General features: G+C 32.0%; 14 protein-coding genes. 2 read left to right on the top strand and 12 right to left on the bottom strand.

Going from position 1 to position 14,785, the window contains the following annotated elements; all coding sequences use genetic code 11:
• Positions 1-450: 450 nt before the first annotated feature.
• The 3 genes from ACWJJT_RS15080 to ACWJJT_RS15070 form a co-directional block, all read right to left on the bottom strand.
• Positions 451-681, bottom strand: coding sequence for a hypothetical protein (locus ACWJJT_RS15080; protein WP_462955279.1), 231 nt, complete (start codon positions 679-681; stop codon positions 451-453).
• Between the two features lie 259 nt (positions 682-940).
• Complete coding sequence (locus tag ACWJJT_RS15075; protein WP_462955278.1) at positions 941-1,315, bottom strand: DUF3795 domain-containing protein; 375 nt, start codon at positions 1,313-1,315, stop codon at positions 941-943.
• A gap of 185 nt (positions 1,316-1,500) precedes the next feature.
• Positions 1,501-1,761, bottom strand: a complete 261-nt coding sequence (locus ACWJJT_RS15070; protein ID WP_462955277.1) for a TfoX/Sxy family protein — start codon at positions 1,759-1,761, stop codon at positions 1,501-1,503.
• Positions 1,762-2,024: 263 nt separating this feature from the next.
• Here ACWJJT_RS15070 and xerA point away from each other — a divergent pair, with 263 nt between their 5' ends.
• On the top strand, positions 2,025-2,873 hold the full coding sequence (xerA, locus tag ACWJJT_RS15065) for a site-specific tyrosine recombinase/integron integrase (protein ID WP_462955276.1): 849 nt from the start codon (positions 2,025-2,027) through the stop codon (positions 2,871-2,873).
• Positions 2,866-4,047, top strand: coding sequence for an IS91 family transposase (locus ACWJJT_RS15060; protein WP_462955275.1), 1,182 nt, complete (start codon positions 2,866-2,868; stop codon positions 4,045-4,047). Before xerA ends, ACWJJT_RS15060 begins: the two co-directional genes overlap by 8 nt.
• Before the next feature lie 316 nt (positions 4,048-4,363).
• Here the strand turns inward: ACWJJT_RS15060 and ACWJJT_RS15055 are convergent, their stop codons facing one another.
• The 9 genes from ACWJJT_RS15055 to ACWJJT_RS15015 all read right to left on the bottom strand — a co-directional run bounded on the left by ACWJJT_RS15055 (position 4,364) and on the right by ACWJJT_RS15015 (position 14,727).
• Positions 4,364-4,831, bottom strand: coding sequence for a VOC family protein (locus tag ACWJJT_RS15055; RefSeq protein WP_462955274.1), 468 nt, complete (start codon positions 4,829-4,831; stop codon positions 4,364-4,366).
• A gap of 398 nt (positions 4,832-5,229) precedes the next feature.
• Positions 5,230-7,029, bottom strand: coding sequence for an oligoendopeptidase F (pepF, locus tag ACWJJT_RS15050; protein WP_462955273.1), 1,800 nt, complete (start codon positions 7,027-7,029; stop codon positions 5,230-5,232).
• Between the two features lie 236 nt (positions 7,030-7,265).
• Complete coding sequence (gene rpsA / locus ACWJJT_RS15045) at positions 7,266-8,270, bottom strand: 30S ribosomal protein S1 (protein ID WP_462955272.1); 1,005 nt, start codon at positions 8,268-8,270, stop codon at positions 7,266-7,268.
• 55 nt (positions 8,271-8,325) lie between these two features.
• Entirely contained in the window at positions 8,326-9,306 is a 981-nt protein-coding gene (gene cbiG / locus ACWJJT_RS15040) for a cobalt-precorrin 5A hydrolase (protein WP_462955271.1), read from the bottom strand.
• Positions 9,307-9,447: 141 nt separating this feature from the next.
• The gene (locus tag ACWJJT_RS15035; protein ID WP_216301951.1) at positions 9,448-10,386 is read right to left on the bottom strand and encodes an ABC transporter permease; all 939 of its coding nucleotides are present in this window, start codon (positions 10,384-10,386) and stop codon (positions 9,448-9,450) included.
• Positions 10,379-11,458, bottom strand: a complete 1,080-nt coding sequence (locus ACWJJT_RS15030; RefSeq protein WP_220286062.1) for an ABC transporter permease — start codon at positions 11,456-11,458, stop codon at positions 10,379-10,381. The genes ACWJJT_RS15035 and ACWJJT_RS15030 overlap by 8 nt, the downstream gene beginning before the upstream one ends.
• Positions 11,459-12,979 (bottom strand): ABC transporter ATP-binding protein, encoded by a 1,521-nt coding sequence (locus tag ACWJJT_RS15025; RefSeq protein WP_462955270.1) that lies wholly within the window; start codon positions 12,977-12,979, stop codon positions 11,459-11,461. It abuts the gene before it with no gap.
• A gap of 35 nt (positions 12,980-13,014) precedes the next feature.
• The gene (locus tag ACWJJT_RS15020) at positions 13,015-14,121 is read right to left on the bottom strand and encodes a BMP family ABC transporter substrate-binding protein (protein ID WP_462952807.1); all 1,107 of its coding nucleotides are present in this window, start codon (positions 14,119-14,121) and stop codon (positions 13,015-13,017) included.
• Positions 14,122-14,154: 33 nt separating this feature from the next.
• Positions 14,155-14,727: a xanthine phosphoribosyltransferase gene (locus tag ACWJJT_RS15015; protein WP_165411646.1), complete on the bottom strand. Its 573-nt coding sequence runs from the start codon at positions 14,725-14,727 to the stop codon at positions 14,155-14,157.
• Positions 14,728-14,785: the final 58 nt, after the last annotated feature.

Here is a 14,785-nt window from a genome sequence, read left to right as displayed (position 1 = left end):
TTTGAAACGTGAAATTCCATTAAGAAATTCTAATCTTTTGCAAATATAAAATTCTCTAACGTTCACATTCGGCTTACAGCCGGTTCGCTAGCCTTCCTTCCAAGTCAGTCTCACGAGAATTTTATATTTGCAAAAGAAGAATTTTAAATGGAATTTCAATGTTTCTGCTCTTCTTATTTGGTCCACTTCCGGAAAGACTTCATACTATATCATATTTACACTAAGATGTATCTACTATGGATAGCAGATAAAAAAAGATCAAATCGCAATAATTCCCACCAAAAGTCTTTTGGCCGGTAGGCTGCAGATTTGGTACATATCCTTTAAATTTAATATTTACAAAACAAGAATTTCCAAATGAGATTTTAAAATTTTTCTCTGTCAACCGGAAACTCAACATTAATTCTCAACTTTTAAAAAAGTTATCCACATTGTTTTCCGCAAGCTGTTTTATTTTTTGTTTACCGACGAAGTGAAGACCTCATCATCTTTAAATGCGCCAGCCATATAACTTAAACCCTTACCCATATTGGACCCTATATCTTTATTCTCTTCTTTTTGTTCGCTTAATTTCTTTTTTTCATTCAACTCATAACAAGTATTACACACATATTTATCTGAAATAAACTTACCTAAGGAAAAACCAATTTCTACCCCACAAATAGCACATTTTTTTGACATATAAAATCGCCTCATTTTTCATATTATTTCATAGCTTCATACCAATATATTCATACTTTTCAATATTATACACTTATGTTAAATGTTTTACAGCATGTGCCACAATTACATCTTGTCCGTTAAAAATCATATAACTAATCAATCTTCGAAGTCTTAAAAATAGCGCATCAATCGTAGCTATACAATTGATGCACTATTTTAGAAAGATACGACATAACTGAAGCTAAAATTACGTTACTTCAACTCAACAAATTGGAATTTATCGAATTCCAGATTTAATAAAAGATATTAAATCCTCAACATTATCAAAATCATCATAATCTCCATTTGTTCCTTCTCTATGATATACTACTCCCTTTTTTTCATTTCTCTCTAAACAATCAAGGAGCTCTTCAATTCCATATTTCTTAATAAACAAAGTAAATCCATAAGGTTTTATTTTGTTTAATAGCCCCTTACGACATTCTTCTTTGCATAAATAACAAGCAGTTATATTTTTTTTAATAGAACATTTACGATTTTCACACCATTCTTTATCTGGACATTCACCTGAATTACAACCAGAACATTTTGTATTCTCTGAACACAGACAACAAGCAAGTCCACAACGTGCAATGCCTAATTCTCTTCTCATTTTAACACCTCTTCAGATTTGGAATTATTACTTACTTTATAACATCTTGATAGATTATATCCACTATTTCATTTAAACTTAATTTGGAATCTTTTTATTTTTTCTCTTCTTTGTTTCAATAATAATTCATCATTTTCATCCATTTTTTTTATGTACATACTTATACTACTCTTTATACAAATTTACTATTTATCTTTATGCCAATTATAAAAATCTTTTAGTTCTGCTTTACGTTCCTGTGGCAACGCTGTTTTCTTAACACCATGAATTGCACCTTCCAGTACTAACAATCTATGAATACATGCAGAAGCATCAATTTCTTGTATTTTCAGCCACGCTTGTTCTGCACCAATATCTTTTAATTCATCATGAGTAAATATACCTGCTTTATTCAATTGACTTTCAACTTCTTTTCCGATATTCGGTAGTTTTGATAATTCTCCCATTATGAAACTTCCTTCCAGATTCCTATTTATTGACTTGTTTACATCGTTCATAAGTCGCATTTTTTATACTATTGTGACGTGATATAAGAATAGAACTAAACCGCTAAAAACGGTGGCAGACAAGTGCTAATCATATTAATTTAATTTTTACTTAAATAAAATAGAAAGAAGTATCCTATTTGACTAAGATACTTCTTTATTATAATACACACTTCCTATAAACTTTTATTGTCGAAATAAAAAATAAGGAAGTGTTATTATTTATGTCAGAATTAAGAGAAAAAATGAAAATGAATATGGAACTAAGGGGTTATAGTCCAATGACTATAAAAAGCTATATCAATCACGTTAGTAACTTTGCTAAATTTTACAACAAATCACCAAAGTATTTAGGTGAAAAAGAAATTTGTGACTATCTACATTATTGTATCATTAAAAAAAAATTAAGTGAAGGAACAGTTAATTATATTAATTCAAGTCTTAAATTTTTTTATACTAAAACTCTAAATAGATATTGGAATTCGGACAAAATCGCAAGGATGAAAGAACCATCAAAATTACCTTCTGTATTATCTCCAGATGAGGTTAAATCTATCTTTGATGTTACTGAAAACCTTAAGCATAAAGCAATTCTCATGACGGTCTACTCCGCAGGATTAAGAGTTAGTGAAGTTTGTAACCTAAAAATAACAGATATTGATAGTAAAAACATGCAAATATTAATTAGAGAGGGCAAAGGTAAAAAAGATAGATATTCATTGTTATCTAAAGCAAATTTAGAAATCCTCAGAGAGTATTGGAGCAGATATCATCCTACGGAATATTTATTTTCTGGAAAGTGTCGTACAGATTCTATAAGTCCACGTAGTGTTCAGAAAATGCTCGAGAAATCTATAAAAAAAACTAAAATCACTAAGCATGCAACTGTCCATACGCTTCGCCATAGCTTTGCAACTCACTTATTGGATGCTGGCACGGATATCTGCTATATTCAAAGACTTTTAGGACATACCCGAATTACTACTACCACTATCTATTTACATCTTAGAAGGATGGATTTACTTAATATAAAGAGTCCGTTGGATATCCTCTTAGGAGAGAACGATGATTGAGATTCAAGATATATTCAATCAACATGGTGATGAATATAGGAGAACTCATCAGCTTCCGCTGAATATTTTAAAAACTATGATAGATATTGAAGCTTGTAGAACAGCAGAGCTTGGTGGTCATGTAGACGAATGTGATGAATGTGGGCATGTTAGGGTTTCTTATAATTCCTGCCGAAACAGGCATTGTCCTAAATGCCAAACTTTAGCCAAGGAAAGATGGCTTGAAAAAAGAAAAGAGGATTTATTATCCGTAGGGTATTTTCATGTAGTTTTCACTATTCCTGAAGAGCTTAACTATATAACATTAACAAATCAAAAGGAAATGTATTCTATTCTATTTAAATCTGTTTCTGAAACACTACTTGAACTTTCAAGTGATAAAAAACATTTAGGAGCAGAAATTGGATTTATGGCAATTTTGCATACGTGGGGTCAAAATTTAATGAATCATCCACACGTACATTGCATAGTTCCTAGTGGCGGATTAACTTTAGATGGTAACCGATGGATAAATTCAAAAAAAGATTTCTTTATCCCAGTGAAAGTGCTTTCAAGAAAATTTAGAGGTAAATTTTTATTTTACCTTAAAAGAGCTTATTATAGTAATGCACTTAAATATACTACAGGAATTGAGGAATTAACAAAGAAACATATATTTCAGAGCTTCATAGATAAGTTATATAAAAAAGAATGGATTGTATATTGTAGACCTCCTTTTGGGAGTGCGGAGTACGTACTTGAATACCTTGGTAGATATACTCATAGAGTAGCGATATCTAATCATCGAATTGTAAATTTAGAAAATGGATATGTAACATTTAAATGGAGAGATTATAAAGACCATAATAAAGAAAAGTTTATGACACTTACAGTAGATGAATTTATTAGAAGATTTCTCATGCATGTTTTACCAAGAAAGTTTGTTAAAATTAGACATTATGGAATATTAAGCAATAGAAATAGGTCAACTAAGCTTCAAAAATGCAAAGAACTTACAGGAACAATAGAAAATAAAAATTTAGAAGTTAAGTTAAGTGCAGCGGAGCTTCTTTTAAAGCTGACAGGGATAGATATAAATATCTGTTCTTGCTGTGGTAAAGGTAAAATGATTACAAAAGAGAAATTAAATCGCCAAAATTATTCGCCACCAGGAGGAATAAATAAAATAGCATAAAGTTTTTATTTAGGGGAGGGGGAAATTACGTCTATTTTTAGAAAATAATCAAGGCTTAGAATGATTTAAGATGCATTTGTGGAAATTAAAGTTAATACTCTTAGTGTTAAAGAAAATTTCAGAAAGAGGGAAAAGATTGAATCTCCATAGTAGTGGAAACGCGGCATCGTTCTTTAGCTTGTTTCAGAAATTGAGCAACTTTAGTGGCTATCATCATTTAAGCATATACTTATGGTGATAGTTTTTAGCGGCTCAACATCTGAATCCAAACCTATTCAGAAAACGAATTAACTCAATTACACATTATACTCATTCCCTACGCTAAACATGATTTCACATAATCAACAGGTACATCCATACGGACAGCAGTTTCTTCAATAGAGAGACCACTATTCAAAAATTGTTTAACGACCGTAATAATATTTTCACCAACTTCAATGATGTGCTTATCCAAATCATAGAAACGAACCACTCTCTGTCCCCATGAATGTTCAATCAGCGGATGTACATAGTCAATATTTTTTATATCATTCAGCTTTTCGAAAAAAACATCCATATCATCTTCTTCAAAATACAGTTCACTCGCATTGTTACAGAAAACAATTTCACTGTCCTGTTTATGGATAAAGTCATTCCAAGTGTCAATAGTCTGTAATCCAATACCATCTGTCAAAGTCACATTTGCTCCGAAGTCGGCAATAACATCTAAGCCTAATACATCATGATAAAATTGCTTGGCTCTTTCCATATCTTTCACCACAATCAATGTACTTGTATATTTCATCTTTCTTATCCTCCTGATAGGGCGCACTATAAATAATCTTTACTTCGCTGTTTTTTTACAACTGTGTATTAAATATTAATATATTTAATTCTGTAGTCATTATCTCTGTTATATCAGAGGTGTGCTTAAAATAAGAGCTTAATAGTAAGTATGAAGTTTCTCCGAAGTGACTTGCAATAAGAAGTGCAGGGCTATTGAAATTCCATTTAGGAATTCTTCTTTTGCCAATATAAAATTCTCGTAAGCTTGCACAGGAAGTGCAAGCTAGTGAACCCGAGACAGGACGTCGAGTGTGAATGTTAGAGAATTTTATATTTGCAAAAGATTAGAATTCCTTAATGGAATTTCCAGTCCCAAGCTCTTATTGCAAGTCCCCCAGGAGAAACTTCATACTTTTTTTATATCTCTTTTTCGAGCATTTCTAATAATTCATCAAATCTTCTTATAGTATCCTCTAAAGGTTTTGGTGATGACATATCTACCCCTGCTTTTTTAAGTATATTTATTGGATAGTCACTTCCACCGCTCTTTAAGAATCCTTTATATCTTTCTACAGCACTTTCGCCCTCTTCAACTATCATTTTACTGAAAGAATTAGCTGCTGCAAAACCTGTAGTATATTGATATACATAGAAGTCGCTGTAAAAGTGGGGAATTCTTGCCCATTCCATATCAATACCCTCATCTACCACCATTTCAGTTCCAAAATATTTTTGGTTTAAATCATGATAAATTTTACATAAGTCCTCTGGAGATAATGGGTTACCCTGTTCAATATTTTCATGGGTTGTTTTTTCAAACTCTGCAAACATACATTGTCTAAATACTGTAGTTCTTATTCCTTCCAATTGCTGATTTATTAAGAATAGTCTTTTCTTCTTATCTGTCTCATTTTTAATTAAATAATCTATTAGTAAACATTCATTAGTTGTAGATGCTACTTCCGCACAGAATAACTCATACTCTGAATATATATATGGTTGATTCTTCCTTGAATAATAAGAATGAATAGAGTGCCCCATTTCATGAGCAAGCGTAGATACATCATTTAATTGGTGGTTATAATTCAAGAGTACATATGGCATACTGTCATAGCATCCCGATGAATATGCCCCAGAACGTTTACCCTTATTTTCAAATACATCTACCCAGCCTTCACTAATTCCTTCCTTAAATATATTTAAATATTCTTGACCCAAAGGTTTAATACCATCTAATGCTATCTTAACAGCATCTTCGTACTCAATACTATCTTGCACCGCATCAACTATTGGCACATATAAATCATACATATGAATTTCATCAAGTCCTAAAAGTTTCTTTTTAAGTCTTACATATTTATGGAGGGAGTCTAGATTGTTGTTTATAGTATCCACCACATTATGATAAACCTCTACTGGAATATTATTAGGCTTTAATGAGCTTTCTAATGCTGATGCATAATTTCTTGTTTTTGCATTAAATACAAAGTTTTTTATTGATGATGTTAAAGATGTTGTTAACGTATTTCTAAACCCCTTATATGTTCCAAATAATGTTTCAAAGGCATCTTTTCTTACCCTTCTATCCTTCGATTTTATAAAAATACTGTAGTTTCCTTCTGTTAATTCAATTTCATTACCTTTTTCATCTTTTATACTTGGAAACGTCATATCTGCATTTGTAAGCATTTCAAATATATTTCCCGGGGCATTTAAGCAGTCGCTTACAGAGGCTAATAGCTTTTCTCCCTCTACACTTAATGTATGAGGCTTTTGACTTAAAATATCTAGTAAGTAGAATTCATATATTTTAAGTTTTGGAATCTTACAAATTGCCTCATCTATAAAGCCCTCTTTTAATGATAATAGTTCAGGGACAAAAAATGCAGTGGCACTCGAAACTTCTGCGGCATATGAATCAATCTTATTTTTAAGCACTTGAAACTCTGCCTTAGCTGTATCCTCATCCCCTCTTAAATGTGCATATACAAGCAATTTTTCTAGAAGTCTTTGAATCTCTACATTGCTTTCTAAAAATGATAATAACTCCTCAGCAGTGCCCAGTTTCCCTGAAAATCTTTGCATTTCTGATGCTTTAGATCTTAGTATTTCAAAATCTTCTTCCCACGCCGCAGAACTCTTATACATCTTTTGTACGTTCCACTTGTACATGCTGTCAATTTCATCTCTTGTTTTAAGTTTTTTAACTTCACTCACTAAAATCCCCTTCTTTCATATCATTAAATTACATTTTATAAATATATTACCATATGTTTCTAAAAAAATCTATTAAAAGTAGATATTAAATTTAGATATCAATGGAACCTAAAAAAGATGATTCCTGTTTACAATACAGAAATCATCTTCTTAATTCAGCATATACTTTTTTAAAAATCTATGCTTCTTGTAGCTCTATTAAGTAAAACTATTATTAATTATTTTTACTTATAATTTTATTCAAATTTAAAGTTTTTGAATTTATCTCCTAATATATCAGCTAAAGTTAATCCAGCTTCTTCTTCTTGCTTATATTGTGAAAAATCTTCATTTCCTCTTGCTGCTTCTCTAATACTTAGGCTTATTCTTCTATCTTTTTCGTTTATTTCACCGATTTTAACTTTTACAACTTCTCCAACTTTTAATACGTCAGAAACTTTTGCTATACGTTCTTCTGATATTTCTGATAAATGAACTAGTCCTTCTACTCCTGATTCAAGTTGTACAAAAGCACCGAAATCCATTAATTTTACAACAGTTCCTTCTACTATAGCACCAGGCTTGTAGTTGCTTACTATATTCTTCCATGGGTTTCCTGCTTCTGATTTAAGTCCTAAAGATATTCTTCCTTTTTCTTTATCAAAATCTAAAATAGTAACTTCGACTTCATCTCCAACTGCCACTACCTCTGCTGGATCTTGAACTCTTTTCCATGATAATTGTGAAACGTGAATAAGACCATCAATGCCACCTAAATCTACAAAAGCACCAAATTTAGCAAGTCTAGTTATAACACCATTTCTCTTATCGCCCTTTTTAAGTTCATTCCAAATTATATCTTTCTTACCTTCATTTTCTTCTTTTTCTATTACTCTTCTTGATAGAACTATGTTTTTATTTTCTTTATCAAGTTCTATTATTTTAACTTCTAAAGTTTTACCTTTAAAGTCTTCTAAGTTTTCTATATATGAATCTGAGATTTGTGACGCAGGTATAAATGCTCTAACTCCATCAATATAAGCCGTAACTCCGCCTTTTACTATATCGCTAACTGTTACTTCTAACGTTTTATTTTCATCTACGATTTCCTGGAATTTTTCCCATACTTTAACGCTATCTTCTCTTTTTTTAGCTAAAAGAACGTCATCAGTATTATCCATCGCATCTTTCATTGTAATTTCTTCACTACTATCTAGTGTCATATCTTTCATTATAACTTCTTCTTTATTATCTGTTGTCATATAAATACACTCCTCTTATTGCATAATTGTTACTAAAAATATCTTCTTTATTATATCATACTTCACCTATACATAACGTCATACCATCTAATTTCATCTTATTTTTTATAATCCTTGCACCACTAAGTTCTACACAAGGCTCACAAACAGCTCTAACTCCAATAGTTTTTTCAACGAAATCACTTCCGTAAAATTTATGTTGTACTTGCTTTATATCTTCTGCCGTAAATATTTTAAGTTGGCATTTAAAATAATCTACTAGCGCATTTATTGCTACCTCATCTTTTTTTATCAAAATCGTGGTTATAGACTTTATAGACCTAATATCTATATTATATTCTTTAAGAACCCCTAATACAGTTTGTTTCATTTTCTGGGTTGAAAAATCTTTTCTACATCCTATCCCTAGTACGATATTTCTTCTTATTAATTTAAGCGTAGGCACTATATTATGATTATTAGTACTCTCTGAGCTGCAAATGTATAGTAACCCACTAATATCCTCTAAATTACTACTATATCCAGCGGGCGTTTGTACTATTCCTCTTTCATCAAAAAATCCAATTTTTCTTCCTTCTACTAAAAGGGCCGCTATGTCTTTTGCTTTTTTCAAATCTTCAATTATAAGTCCATTATCTTTTGCTATCATATCTGGAGCATAAATCCCTAAATTATCTGTAGCAGTAGTTATTATAGCTTGTGATCCGAGAAGCTTACTAACCTTTAATGTAAGCTCATTTGCCCCTCCTAAATGACCACTTAAAAGACTTATAACATAATTACAAGAATTATCTATAACTAATACTGCAGGGTCCACATCCTTACTTTTTATGTATGGTGCTATAGCTCTAACTGCAATACCCGTAGAACTTATAAATATTACACCTCTATAGTTTTCCATTGCATTTCTACTAACTTCCTTAAAATTAAAATCACTTTGCTTTTTCTTTGAATACAAATCAATGTTAAGGCTTGAAGCTAAAATATTAGCTATTTGATCTCCCTTTTCTGTAAATGTAATAACTGCATATTTCATTTTGTCACCATTCCTATTATATATCATACTATTATTATACACAAAACATAAAATAATTGGGGACAGTTAACAACTATTTGCATTTGAATAATTATTAAATGTCCCCTATTATGTATCATGTAAAAAAATTCGAGAAATTAACTATCTTTCTTCTCTAAAATAGGGGTTTCCGAGTCCAGCCGGTGGTGAGTTTTTACTAGATTTTTTCATTGATACTATTACTAAAATAATTATTGTAACTAAATATGGTAGCAAATCAATAAGATATTGAGATACTGAAAAATTAGGTAATCCTTGAAGTCTAAAACCTACTATGTCAAGCCCTCCAAAAAGGTATGCTCCTATAATCGCTCTATGAGGTCTCCAAGTTGCAAAAATTACTAAGGCCACTGCTATCCATCCTCTGCCAGATGTTACATTCTCCTGCCATGCTGGAACATAAACAAGAGATAGATATGCTCCTCCAAGACCACAAAGAGCTCCGCCTACTAATGTATTCACATATTTATACAAATTAACGTTTATACTAGCTGCATCGGCAGCTGCAGGATTTTCGCCAACTGCCATGGTGTTTAAGCCCTTAGTAGTTTTATATAAATATATAAACAAAAGCAAAGTTATAATATATCCCAAATATACAAACACATCTTGATTAAAAAATATATCTCCTATAAAAGGTATATCTCCAATTAATGGAATTCTTTTAGGTACGAAAAATGATTTAACCTTATCCGGGGTAACTTGCCCAATCAATTTTTTACCTATCATACTTGAGAACCCTGTTCCAAATATAGTTAGCGTAAGACCACATACAACTTGATTTGCCCGAAGTGTTATAGTTAAAAACGCATAAATTAACGCTCCAAAGGCTCCTGAAATCGCTGCAGCTATCATTGCTATAACAGGATTTCCCGTACTTAAGCCTGCCATAAATCCAATGACAGATCCCATAAGCATCATGCCTTCTACACCTAAATTAAGGTTACCTACCTTTTCAGTTAATAATTCACCTAATGTGGCAAAAAGTAGAGGTGTACCTGCTACAACCGCAGCGGCTAAAAATGTTGTTATACTATTCATTTCTATTTTCCTCCTTTAGTATGCCTTGATAGTTAAAATTTATTTTATATTTAATGAAGAATTCACTGCCTAATACAAAAAACAGTATAATTGCTTGTATTAATTGTGCAGCCGCTTCAGGTATTCCAAATGCTGTTTGAATAAATGACGCTCCTTGTAATAGAGCCGCAAATAGTATAGATACTATTACTATAATGGGTGCACTTAATCCTGAAAGCCAAGCTATAATTATAGCTGTAAATCCTGCCCCACCTGCAACTTGTGCAGACAGTGTCCTACTTACAGCTGATACTTGAATTACACCTGCAATTCCACATAGTGCTCCACTTAAAAATATAGCTATGTACATGGTTTTTCTGATTTTAATGCCTGCATACAATGCTGTTTTTTCACTTTCTCCAAGCACCGAAATTTCATAACCCTTCTTAGTATATTTCATGAAAATATACACTATAATCACAAGTATAATTGCGATTATCCATCCCATATGTATACCAAAAACATCTGGAAGCGTTGCATTTGGCGATAAATTAGGTATTTTAGGGAAACCCATTGCTCTCTTATCCTTCCAAGGTCCATATTGTAGGTATGTAATAAATTTTAAGGCTATGTAATTTAGCATTAATGTTACAATTGTTTCATTAGTATTCCATTTCCCCTTAAGTAAGGCTGCAATTAATGCCCATAATCCTCCGCCTAAAATACCTGCACAAAACATTATTAATAACAATGGTAATTTATCCATATAGGGAAACTTCAATGCAAAAAAAGTAGCAGCAAAGGCTCCCATTACTATTTGTCCCTCTCCACCAATATTCCAAAATTGCATTTTGAAGGCTATCGATATTCCAAGAGAAGCTACAATTAGTAGTATTGCCTTAATAAGTGTTTGCTTAATACTATAACTCGAGCCAAAGCTCCCCTTTATAAGAGACGCATATACGTCTATTGGATTAAGTTTAATTACTAACAAAAACATACCTAGTACCAATAATGATAGGAGGATTGCAATGCTTCTAATTTTAAAATTATCAGTTTTGCGAGTTTCAGCTCTTTTAACAATCTTCATCATCTAATTCTCCTCCATCTGGGCAGTATTTCCCACCATCATCATACCAATTTCTTCTCTTGAAGCTTTTTTTGCATCAACAATGCCAGTAACCTCACCATCACAAAGCACCATAATCCTATCGCACAACTTAATTAATACATCCAAATCTTCTCCAATGAATAATACTGCCGTTCCTTTTTCCTTCTCTTGACTTATTAAGTCGTAAATCGTATAACATGTATTAATATCCAGGCCCCTTACGGCATATGCCATAACAAGAATCTTCGGATACATGCTTAATTCTCTTCCAACTAATATTTTTTGAATATTCCCACCTGATAAATATTTTATGGGATGATGTATGTCCGGTGTTTTAATTTCAAACTTCTCAACCATTTTTTTTGCTTTAATTACGACTGGTTTTCTATCTATAAATATCCCCTTTTGCGTGTGGTAATCCTTTAGCAAAAGGTTATCCACCATTCCCATAGAAGCAACAAGTCCCATTCCTAATCTATCTTCTGGTATAAAGCTCATACTTATACCTTTATTAATAATATCTCTAGGAGATTTCCCTACTAGATTCTCGCCCTCAAGAACTATTTCACCACTTGCTACCTTCTCAATTCCTGCAATGGCCTCACATAATTCCCTTTGGCCACTACCAGCAATTCCAGCCACGCCAAGAATTTCAGAACTTCTTAGGCTGAAACTAATATTTTTAATTATCTCTGCCTTTTCAGCATTTAACACTTTTAATTCCTTTACCTTAAGCATTATATCTCCTGGCTCTTTATTTACCTTATTTATAGATAAATCCGCTTTGCGGCCCATCATAAGTTCTGTTAATTGCTTTGGAGTGGTATTTTCTTTTTCAACTGTTTTTATAGCTTCACCTTTTCTTAATACAGTAATTTTGTCACAGATCTCCATTACTTCATCCATTTTATGACTTATAAATATAATTGCACAGCCTTGTTCTTTCATCTTTCTCATTATTTTAAATAATTTTTCAGTTTCACCTTGAGTAAACACCGTAGTAGGTTCATCTAATACCAAGACATCAGCACCTCTATAAAGTACCTTAAGTATTTCAAGATTTTGCCTCTCTCCTACTGCCATATCGCAAACATATTTGTTTACATCCATCTCTAAATGAAATTTTTCACATATATCATTAATCTTTTTAATTTCTAACTTGTCATTAAAAAATAAGCCTCTATTTTGACCCAGTAATATATTTTGCTTCGCAGTCATTTCCTCAACTAATTTAAAATGCTGATAAATCATTCCTATACCAGCTTTAATAGCATCCTTTGGAGAAGTAAAATTCATATTTTTCCCATGAATAAAAATAGAGCCACTATCAGGAGTATATACCCCTGATAGCATATTCATGAGAGTGCTTTTACCTGCCCCATTTTCACCTAGTAGCGCATGAATTTCCCCACCATGCACCGTTAAATTCATATTCTTATTAGCTATTACCTTTCCGAAGGTCTTACTAATATTCTCTATAGATACATAAGGGATTTCATTCATATTAAATCATCTCCTGCATATTTTAAAATCATATATTATTTCTCTATTTTTCCTTCTACGCCTTTAACAAACCAATTAAATTGTAGTAATTCCTCATCTGTCATGACTTTACCTTTTTCAATTTTAGTAGTTCCCGTTTGGTCCTTTAAAGGTCCTACAAATATTTTGTTTTCACCTGAAAGAATCTCTGTTTTAGCCTTTTCTACAGCCTCTTTTGCTCCAGTTGGTGCATTTTCTGTGAGCGGCGCAAGACTCACTACTCCAGATTCTAAACCTTTCCAATAACTTCCTGATTTCCACGTACCGGCTTTAATAGCTTTTATTTGCTCAACATAATATGGTGTCCAATTCCAAACTGGCGATGTCATATATGCTTTAGGTGCTTTAGCTTTCATATCTGTATTATATCCAATAGCGGATATTCCTGCTTCTTCTGCAGCTTGTAATGGTCCTGCAGTATCTTGATGCTGGGTAATTACGTCTACACCTTCTGCAATAAGTGCCTTTCCTGCTTCTTTTTCTCTAGCTGGGTCATACCAAGTATTAGTCCATTTTACTTTTACTACAGCTTTCGGATTCACTGATTGTACCCCTAGAGCAAAAGCATTTATTCCTCTTATTACTTCTGGAATTGGGTGTGCTGCTGCATATCCTATTTTATTAGTTTTAGTCTTCATTCCAGCAACTATCCCTGAAAGATACCTTGCTTGATAGATACGTCCAAAATAGTTTGACATATTTTCTGAAGTTTTGTACCCAGATGCATGTAGATATTTAACTTCAGGATGTTTCGCAGCTGATGCTTCCATTCCATCCATAAATCCAAAACTTGTTCCTACAATAACGTTAGCTCCTTGATTAATCATTTCTTCACATACTTTTTCAACTTCTGCTAAATCCTCTTTTACTGATTCTTTATACAAAGTTTTTACAGCTAGCTGTTTTTCAATCTCTTTTCTTGCAACATCATGAGAGTAAGTCCAGCCTTCGTCACCTACAGGTCCTACATATATAAACCCTACGTTTATTTCCTTTTTTTGCGTACCTTTTGTCTCAGTTTTCTTATCAGTGCCACATCCTGCAATCATTAAAGGCATAACTAATGTAAGTACTATTAATAAACTTCCTAATTTTTTCTTCATTGTTAATTCCTCCCCTATAATAAATAATAAGTCTTAGCTAAAAACTATCTTGTTATCTTGTAAAGATTTTATTATGGCTAATGATTCTACTTTAACACCCTCCTTTTCTATGCATATTCTTCCATTTTGAAATGCTTTTTCGATTACAATTCCCACTCCAACCACTTCGGCTTCAGCTTGACGTACAATTTTTATAAGTCCTAGTGCAGCGTTCCCATTAGCTAAAAAGTCATCAATTATTAAAATCTTATCTTCTTTTTTTATATATTTTTTACTAGTTCTAATTTTATAATTCTTATTTTTTGTGAAAGAGAACACATCTGCTTCATATGTATTGCTATCCAAATTAGTGGCTTCATGTTTTTTTGCAAAAACTACAGGAATGTTACCAAAGTATTGTGCCACAATACATGCTATTCCTATACCTGATGCTTCAACTGTTAATATTTTTGTGATTTCATGTTGTGCAAACCTTTTTTTAAATTCTTTTCCAATTTCATTTAAGAGCACTATATCAATTTGATGATTCAAAAAACTATCAACCTTTAAAATTCCACTACCTATTACTGACCCTTGCGTTAATATTTTATCCTTTAATATTTCCATAATCTTCTCCTTTATTAACTATATTTTCAACATACGATTCATTGCAAAACAAAAAACT

The sequence above is a fragment of the Clostridium sp. CM041 genome (assembly GCF_055081035.1).
The sequence above is the reverse complement of the archived record's forward strand: the minus strand, read 5'-3'. Positions and strand labels throughout refer to the sequence as shown.

What these genes read in the sequence shown, in the direction of transcription:
- ACWJJT_RS15080 (WP_462955279.1), bottom strand. Translation starts at nt 681, where the DNA reads ATGTCAAAAAAATGTGCTATTTGTGGGGTAGAAATTGGTTTTTCCTTA.
- ACWJJT_RS15075 (WP_462955278.1), bottom strand. Translation starts at nt 1,315, where the DNA reads ATGAGAAGAGAATTAGGCATTGCACGTTGTGGACTTGCTTGTTGTCTG.
- ACWJJT_RS15070 (WP_462955277.1), bottom strand. Translation starts at nt 1,761, where the DNA reads ATGGGAGAATTATCAAAACTACCGAATATCGGAAAAGAAGTTGAAAGT.
- xerA (WP_462955276.1), top strand. Translation starts at nt 2,025, where the DNA reads ATGTCAGAATTAAGAGAAAAAATGAAAATGAATATGGAACTAAGGGGT.
- ACWJJT_RS15060 (WP_462955275.1), top strand. Translation starts at nt 2,866, where the DNA reads ATGATTGAGATTCAAGATATATTCAATCAACATGGTGATGAATATAGG.
- ACWJJT_RS15055 (WP_462955274.1), bottom strand. Translation starts at nt 4,831, where the DNA reads ATGAAATATACAAGTACATTGATTGTGGTGAAAGATATGGAAAGAGCC.
- rpsA (WP_462955272.1), bottom strand. Translation starts at nt 8,270, where the DNA reads ATGACAACAGATAATAAAGAAGAAGTTATAATGAAAGATATGACACTA.
- cbiG (WP_462955271.1), bottom strand. Translation starts at nt 9,306, where the DNA reads ATGAAATATGCAGTTATTACATTTACAGAAAAGGGAGATCAAATAGCT.
- ACWJJT_RS15035 (WP_216301951.1), bottom strand. Translation starts at nt 10,386, where the DNA reads ATGAATAGTATAACAACATTTTTAGCCGCTGCGGTTGTAGCAGGTACA.
- ACWJJT_RS15030 (WP_220286062.1), bottom strand. Translation starts at nt 11,458, where the DNA reads ATGATGAAGATTGTTAAAAGAGCTGAAACTCGCAAAACTGATAATTTT.
- ACWJJT_RS15025 (WP_462955270.1), bottom strand. Translation starts at nt 12,979, where the DNA reads ATGAATGAAATCCCTTATGTATCTATAGAGAATATTAGTAAGACCTTC.
- ACWJJT_RS15020 (WP_462952807.1), bottom strand. Translation starts at nt 14,121, where the DNA reads ATGAAGAAAAAATTAGGAAGTTTATTAATAGTACTTACATTAGTTATG.
- ACWJJT_RS15015 (WP_165411646.1), bottom strand. Translation starts at nt 14,727, where the DNA reads ATGGAAATATTAAAGGATAAAATATTAACGCAAGGGTCAGTAATAGGT.